The organism is Micrococcus sp. APC 4021, from assembly GCF_030407635.1.
Lineage (GTDB): Bacteria > Actinomycetota > Actinomycetes > Actinomycetales > Micrococcaceae > Micrococcus > Micrococcus luteus.
The window spans coordinates 1-6,824 of record NZ_JASDCZ010000121.1; the positions used below are offsets into that span (position 1 = coordinate 1).

Annotated in this window: 6 protein-coding genes; 2 read left to right on the forward strand and 4 right to left on the reverse strand. The window is 75.3% G+C overall.

Annotated features, from left to right (window positions below; genetic code table 11):
- The 3 genes from QL983_RS09610 to QL983_RS09620 all read right to left on the reverse strand — a co-directional run.
- Positions 1-1,752, reverse strand: a 1,752-nt coding sequence (locus QL983_RS09610) for a carboxyltransferase domain-containing protein (RefSeq protein WP_290152648.1), incomplete at its 3' end; no start/stop codon positions are given.
- Complete coding sequence (locus tag QL983_RS09615) at positions 1,749-2,516, reverse strand: 5-oxoprolinase subunit PxpA (RefSeq protein WP_073116681.1); 768 nt, start codon at positions 2,514-2,516, stop codon at positions 1,749-1,751. The genes QL983_RS09615 and QL983_RS09610, both read right to left, overlap by 4 nt.
- A gap of 200 nt (positions 2,517-2,716) precedes the next feature.
- Entirely contained in the window at positions 2,717-3,868 is a 1,152-nt protein-coding gene (locus tag QL983_RS09620; RefSeq protein WP_144869276.1) for a glutathione S-transferase C-terminal domain-containing protein, read from the reverse strand.
- A gap of 12 nt (positions 3,869-3,880) precedes the next feature.
- Between QL983_RS09620 and QL983_RS09625 the strand changes: the two genes are divergently transcribed.
- Positions 3,881-4,696 carry an MBL fold metallo-hydrolase gene (locus QL983_RS09625; RefSeq protein ID WP_144869279.1) on the forward strand — a complete coding sequence of 272 codons (816 nt, stop codon included), beginning with the start codon at positions 3,881-3,883 and terminating at the stop codon, positions 4,694-4,696.
- 72 nt (positions 4,697-4,768) lie between these two features.
- Positions 4,769-5,305, forward strand: coding sequence for a universal stress protein (locus QL983_RS09630; protein WP_144869282.1), 537 nt, complete (start codon positions 4,769-4,771; stop codon positions 5,303-5,305).
- Positions 5,306-5,321: 16 nt separating this feature from the next.
- Here QL983_RS09630 and QL983_RS09635 read toward each other — a convergent pair whose 3' ends face one another.
- Positions 5,322-6,746: a mechanosensitive ion channel domain-containing protein gene (locus tag QL983_RS09635; RefSeq protein WP_144869285.1), complete on the reverse strand. Its 1,425-nt coding sequence runs from the start codon at positions 6,744-6,746 to the stop codon at positions 5,322-5,324.
- Between the last annotated feature and the right edge of the window lie 78 nt (positions 6,747-6,824).

Here is a 6,824-nt window from a genome sequence, read left to right on the forward strand (position 1 = left end):
GGTCTCCTCGGAGGGCGATGCGGAGTCGACGACGGGCTCGGCGCCGGGGCGGGGATGGGGGACGAAGCGGACGCGGGCGCCCGGTGGCAGCTGGGCCGCCAGGCCGAGGTCCGCGCGGGCCACGACGCCGATCACCGGGTAGCCGCCGGTGACCGGATGGTCGGGGAGGAACAGGACGGGCTCACCCGAGGGCGGCACCTGCAGCGCGCCGCGCACGGCGCCCTCGGACTTCAGCTCGCCCTCGCGCACGCGCTCGAGCGGCGCGCCGTCGTCGGGGGCCGTGAGGCGCACCCCGATCCGGTCGGTCTGCTGGCTCACGTCCCAGTCCTGCGTGAACAGGCGCTCCAGGCCCGCCTCGCCGAACCAGTCGTCGCGGGGGCCGGGGACCACGCGCAGCACGGCCACCTGGCCGGGCGCGGGCATGGGGCGCAGCGCGGTCTCCGGGTCCCCCACCATCACGACGCCGACCTCCTCCGAGGCGGGGACGCCGGCGGCGGTCGGGCTCGCGGCGGAGGCGCCGGCGGCGCCCCTCGCATCCGGGCCGGCGCGACGGGCGAGGCGGTCCCCCGCCGTCAGCGGGGCGGGGCCGAGCCCGGACAGGGTGTCGGTCGAGCGGCTGCCGAGCACGGGCGGCACGTCGATCCCGCCCCGGAGGCCCACATACACGCGCAGGCCGCCGACCGGCTCGTCCACCGTCAGCGTCTGGCCGTCCAGCACGACGAACGGGGTGCGGGCGGGCACCCGGCGCGTGGCGCCGTCGGCCGCGGTGATCGTCCCGCCGGCCTCGGCGCCGGCCAGGGCCATCACCTGGTGGCCGTGCGCGGTGAGGGTGAGGCCGCCCAGGACGGTCTCCAGCACCGCCTCGCGTGAGCGGTTGCCCACGAGCCGGTTCGCCTGGCGTGCCGCGTCCCGGTCGGCCGCGCCGGACGCGACGACGCCGAGGTCGCCCAGGCCCGGGCGGCCCAGGTCCTGGACCAGGGTCAGGAGCCCCGGGTCCACGACGGTGACGCCGCGGCGGCCGGCCACGGACGGGAGGCCGGCCGCGGCGTCGGCGGGCGGGGTGGCGTCGACCGCCGCGTCCGTGCCGGAGGTGACGGACGCCGTCGGGCGCACGGGGACGTAGCGGACACGGTCGCCGGGCTGCAGCAGGGCGGGCTGCTCGCGGCCGAGGTCCCACAGGGCCGCGGTGGTGTGCCCGAGGAGCTGCCAGCCGCCGGGCGAGGTGCGCGGGTAGACGGCGGAGAAGGCCCCGGCGACGGCGACGGCGCCTGCCGGGACGGCCGTGCGGGGCGAGCTGCGACGGGGCGCCTCGAACGGGGCCGCCTCGGAGGCGCAGTACATGAACCCCGGCGCGAAGCCGCCGAACGCGGCGAACCAGTCGGCCTCGCTGTGGGCCCGGATGACGCCGTCGAGGCCGAGCCCGGTGAGCCGGCCGACCTCGGCGAGGTCTTCGCCGTCGTAGACCACGGGGATCTCGACGATCCGACCCCCCGTCAGCTCACCGGCGTCCGGGGTGAGGGTGCTGACCCGCGGTGCGGCGTGCTCGGCGGCGGCCTGCGAGGTGAAGGTCACCAGGACGGTCGCGGCGGCGGCCATGACCTGGCGCTGGCCGCGCGCCGGGTGGGCCGTGAGGTGGGCGTGGACGGCCATGACGTCCTCGAGCGAGGCGCACTCGACGAGGAAGCCCTGCGTGCCGACCCAGCGGATCGGGCGGGCCGGCGGTGTGGCGGCGGGGTGACGTGGGGCGCTCATGCGAAGGCCTTGATGGACACGCCCGCGCCCTCGAGCGCGCGGCGCACGGCCGCGGCCATGGCGACGGCGCCGGGCGTGTCGCCGTGCAGGCAGATGCTCTCGGCGTCGACGCGCACGTCCGTGCCGTCCACCGCCGCGACGACGCCCTCGGTTGCCAGGCGCACCATGCGGGCGGCGACGTCGTCCTCGTCGTGGAGGACCGCGCCGGGCTCGCGGCGGGAGACGAGCGTGCCGTCCGGGTTGTAGCCGCGGTCCGCGAAGGCCTCGGCGACGCCGCGCAGCCCCGCGGCGGCCGCCTTGTCCAGGGCGACGGAGCCGGGCAGGAGCAGCAGCGGGAGGTCGGAGCCGAACGCCTTGACGCCGTCGACGACGGCCTGGGCGTGCGCCTCGTGACGGACGATCGTGTTGTAGAGGGCGCCGTGCGGCTTCACGTAGCGGACCTGGCCGCCGGCCGCGCGGGCGAGCGCGTCGAGGGCGCCGATCTGGTAGAGGACGTCATCGGCCAGCTCGGTGGGCGTGCAGTCCAGGAAGCGGCGGCCGAATCCGGCGAGGTCGCGGTAGCCCACGTGCGCGCCGATCGTGACGCCGGCGGCGACCGCGTCACGGCAGGTCTGGGCGATCCCCGAGGGATCGCCCGCGTGGAAGCCGCACGCGACGTTGGCGGAGGAGACGGAGGGCATGATGGCGGCGTCGTCCCCCATCGTCCACGAGCCGAAGGACTCGCCGACGTCGGAGTTCAGGTCGATCTGCGGCGCGTGAGACACGGTGCAGTCCTCTCGGATCGGGCCCGGCTGAGGTGCCGGTCACACAATCTTGAGGCATGAAGGATGATTGTTCAACAATCCCCGGCGCGCCTCCCTGGCGCTCACCCGGTCCGCACGCCAACGCGGGTTGAGTTGTCGCGGGTGTCCCAGCCCGGGACCCGCGACAACTCAACCCGCGTTGCGGACCGGGCCGAGCGACTTCACCGCAGCGGCGTGTGCTCCGGGTCCACGCGCTCGCCCTCGCGCACGGGCCCGGGTGCGGTGCCGCCGCCCCACGGGTCCCCGCCGAACGCCTCACGCCCGTGCTCGCTCAGCCAGCTCGCCAGCTCCGGGCCCGCGGGCACGATGCCCGTCGGGTTGATGTCCTCGTGGACCACGTAGTAGTGCTCCTTGATCTGCGCGAAGTCGATCGTGTCGCCGAAGCCCGGGGTCTGGAACAGGTCGCGCGCGTAGCCCCACAGCGCCGGCATCTCGGTCAGCCTGTTCCGGTTGCACTTGAAGTGCCCGTGGTACACGGGGTCGAACCGCACCAGCGTGGTGAACAGCCGCACGTCGGCCTCGGTGATCCGCTCCCCCATCAGGAAGCGGCGCGTCGAGAGGCGCTCCTCGAGCCAGTCCATCGCGGTCCACAGCCGCTCGTACGCGGCGTCGTACGCCTCCTGGGACCCCGCGAAGCCGCACCGGTACACGCCGTTGTTCACCTCGGTGAACACGCGCTCGATCACCTCGAACATCTCGTCCCGCTCCGGCCCGGCGTCGGGGATCAGCTGCGGGGCGCCGTCGCGGTGGAACGCGGTCCACTCCGTCGAGAGGTCGAGGGTGATCTGCGGGTAGTCGTTGGTCACGACGCCGCCCGTCGGCACGTCCACGATCGCCGGCACCGTGATGCCCCGCGGGTAGTCGGGGAACCGCGTGAAGTAGTTCTCCTGGATCCGCTCGGTGCCGAGCACGGGGTCCTTCCCGCCGGCGTCGAGGTCGAAGGTCCAGGAGCGCTCGTCGTGGGTCGGCCCCGGGGTGCCCAGCGAGATCGCGTCCTCCAGGCCGAGCAGGCGCCGCACGATGATCGTCCGGTTCGCCCACGGGCATGCCCGCGCCGCCACGAGCCGGTAGCGGCCCGCCTCGACGGGCCACGCCTCGGCCCCCTCGGTGAGCCCGCCGCCCACGCGGCCGACCGTGGACGGCTCGGCCACGGGCAGGGCCCGCACGGCCTCCGGGTCCGCCACGATCCGGTCCGCGATGTAGTTCGTGTCCCGCGTGAACTCCGCCCCGGACTGCACGTAGTTGCCCTTGAGCCCCTCGCGCGAGTCGATGGTGCCGCGGTCCGCGGCCTGGCCGGTCTGCTGGTTCTCCATACACTCGAGCCTATGACGACGACCACCGCCACGCCCGGCCCCACGCCCGCCCCACTGGTGCGCTGCGTGACCGCCCAGAACCCCTCCCCGATGACCCTCGCGGGCACCAACACGTACGTGGTCGCCGCACCGGACTCGGACGCGGCCGTCGTGGTGGACCCGGGCCCGGAGGACGACGTCGCCGCGCACCTCGAGCGCGTCCGTGCGGCGGCCGAGGGGCGCCGGATCGCGCTCATCCTGGTGACGCACCGGCACGCCGACCACACCGGCGGGGTGGACGCGTTCCACGCGGCCTCGGGCGCCCCCGTGCGCGCCGCGGACCCGGACTGGTGCCGCGGCGGGGCCGCCGTCCTGACGCCGGACGAGCGGATCGACGTCGCCGGCACCCCGATGCTGGCGTGGCACACCCCGGGCCACACCTCGGACTCCTACTCGTTCGCCGTCCCGGACGCGGGCGCGCACGGCGCGGTCATCACGGGCGACACCATCCTCGGCTCGGGCACCACCATGCTCGACCACCCGGACGGCACCCTCACCGACTACCTGGCCAGCCTGCGCCGCCTCGAGGCGGCGGGCCCGCTCACGGTGCTGCCCGCGCACGGGCCCGTGCCGGAGCCGCTCGACGTCGTCGCCCGCGACTACCGGCACCACCGCGAGGGCCGCCTGGAGCAGATCCGCGCCGCTCTGGCCGCGCTGCCCGAGACCGAGGCGGCGACGATCACGCCCGAGGACCTGGCCCCGCGCATCTACCCCGGCCTCACCGGCACCGTGGCCCGCGTGGCCGTCCAGACGGTGGCCGCGCACCTGCGCCACCTGCGCGAGGGCTGAGCCCCTCCGCGGCGGGCCCGGCCCGCACTACGCTGACCTCAGACCCGTCCCTCGACCCCGCGGAGGCACCCCATGACCATCCTCGTCGGCTACGCCCCCTCGAAGGCCGCGGACGCCGCTCTGGACACCGCCCTGGACATCGCCCGCTCCACCGGCGAGCGCGTGGTGGTGGTCAATGCGGGCCCCGGCGGCGAGCACCGCACCAAGTCCCTCGTCACGGAGGAGCAGCAGCGCGGCGTGCAGGCCCGGTTGGACGCCTCCGGCGTGACGGCCGAGTTCCGCCAGTACGCGCGCGGCCGGTCCACGGTGGAGGAGATGAAGGACGTGGCCGCGGAGCTGGACCCGTCCATCGTGGTCATCGGCGTGCGCCGCCGCGGCGGCTTCGGCCGGTTCGTCATGGGATCGGTCTCGGACGAGCTGCTGCAGGAGATCGATCAGCCCGTGCTCTGCGTGAAAGAGTACCGGCAGTACGGGGACCACACGCCCGAGGCCGTGAGCCACGTCGCCGAGACGGACCCGGGCACCCACGGCCTGCCCGCGTCCGAGCCGATGGCCGAGCGGCGCCGGCTCACGCCCGTCGATCCCGAGGGCTCGACGCTCGAGCGCTGAGCGCTCCCGCCGGGCCTCAGTCCTCGTCGTCCTGACGGCGGCGCGTGACGGCGTCGTCGAGGAGGCCGTCCGTGTGGGAGCCGGCGCCGCTGCGCCGCCCGGCCTCGTCCGCCGCCGCCTGCTTGGCCTGCTGCGCGCGCCGCTCGGCGAACGCCTCCTCGCCCGGGCCGGCGAGTTCGCGGTTGCGCTGCACCGCCGTCATCGAGCCGGTGTACAGGCCGGAGTGGTCGCCCACGCGGGTCAGCGGTGTGGTGAGGGTGTCCGGGCGCGGATCGGCGCCGTCGACGCGCGGCAGCGGCGCGGTGCGCGGGCGCGGCTCGCGGGCCGCCACCCCGGAGCCGTCCGGGCCCGGCTCACCCGTCCGGTCGCCACCGCGGGCCTCCGCGTCGGAGCCTTCGGAGGCGGGTGACGCGTCGCCGTGGGCGGGGTGCCGGACCACCATGCGCTGCACCACGATGCCCTCGGGGTGCTCGTGGCGCAGGAAGGACACGAGGTCCTCGCGCACGAGGCAGCGCAGGTCCCAGAGGTCGCCGGAGTTGCGGGCGGAGACCACGGCGCGGATGCGCACGATGCCGCCGGTCGCGTCGGTCACCTGCAGCGCGTGCTCGCGTCCGTCCCACAGGTCCGTGGACTCGAGCAGCTGGGTGAGTCTTGCGCGCAGCGCGTCCATGGGCACGCGCCAGTCCACGTCCAGCTCCACGACGCCGGAGACCTCGGCGCCCACCCGCGTCCAGTTCTCGAACGGCTGGGTGGTGAAGTGCGAGGACGGGTAGACCATGCGGCGGCCGTCCCAGAGCTTGAGCACCACGTTGGACAGGGTGATCTCCTCGACGGTGCCGAACACGCCCTCCATGTCCACCACGTCGCCCACCCGGATCGCGTCCGTGAAGGCGAGCTGGAATCCGGCGAACACGTTGGTCAGCGTGGACTGCACGGCCAGGCCGGCGATCACCGAGATCACACCGGCGGAGGCGAGCAGGCCGGCCCCGAGCGAGCGCACCTCGGGCACCCCCAGCAGGACCACGGCGACGGCCACCACCACGATCACCGCGTTGAGGATGCGCCGGATCAGGATGGTCTGCGTGCGGATGCGTCGCTCGCGGCGGTGCTCGACGCCGGTCTCCTGGTAGCGGCCGAGGATCCCCGCCTCGATCACGCCGACCAGGCGCCACGCGGCCCACGCGCCCGCGGCGGCCACGGCGATGAGCAAGAGGAACGACGCCGGCCGGTACCAGGTCTGCTCCTCGGCCATGACCCCGAGCCAGATCCGGGAGGCCAGCAGGCCGGCGGCGACGGCGGCCGGCAGGCTCAGCCGCGCGGCGCCGTGCTGGAACGCGGGGCGGCGCACGAGCACGACGCGTGCCACCTGCAGGGCCAGGTACACGACCGCCGCGCCGATCGCGAACGCCATCAGCACGGTCAGCAGCGTCCCCCATTCCATTCCACGCCGAAGGCCCGGGTGGTGGCGGCCGCCCCGTCCTGGATGTCCCCCTCCACCCCGGACGGCACGGTCTCGCCC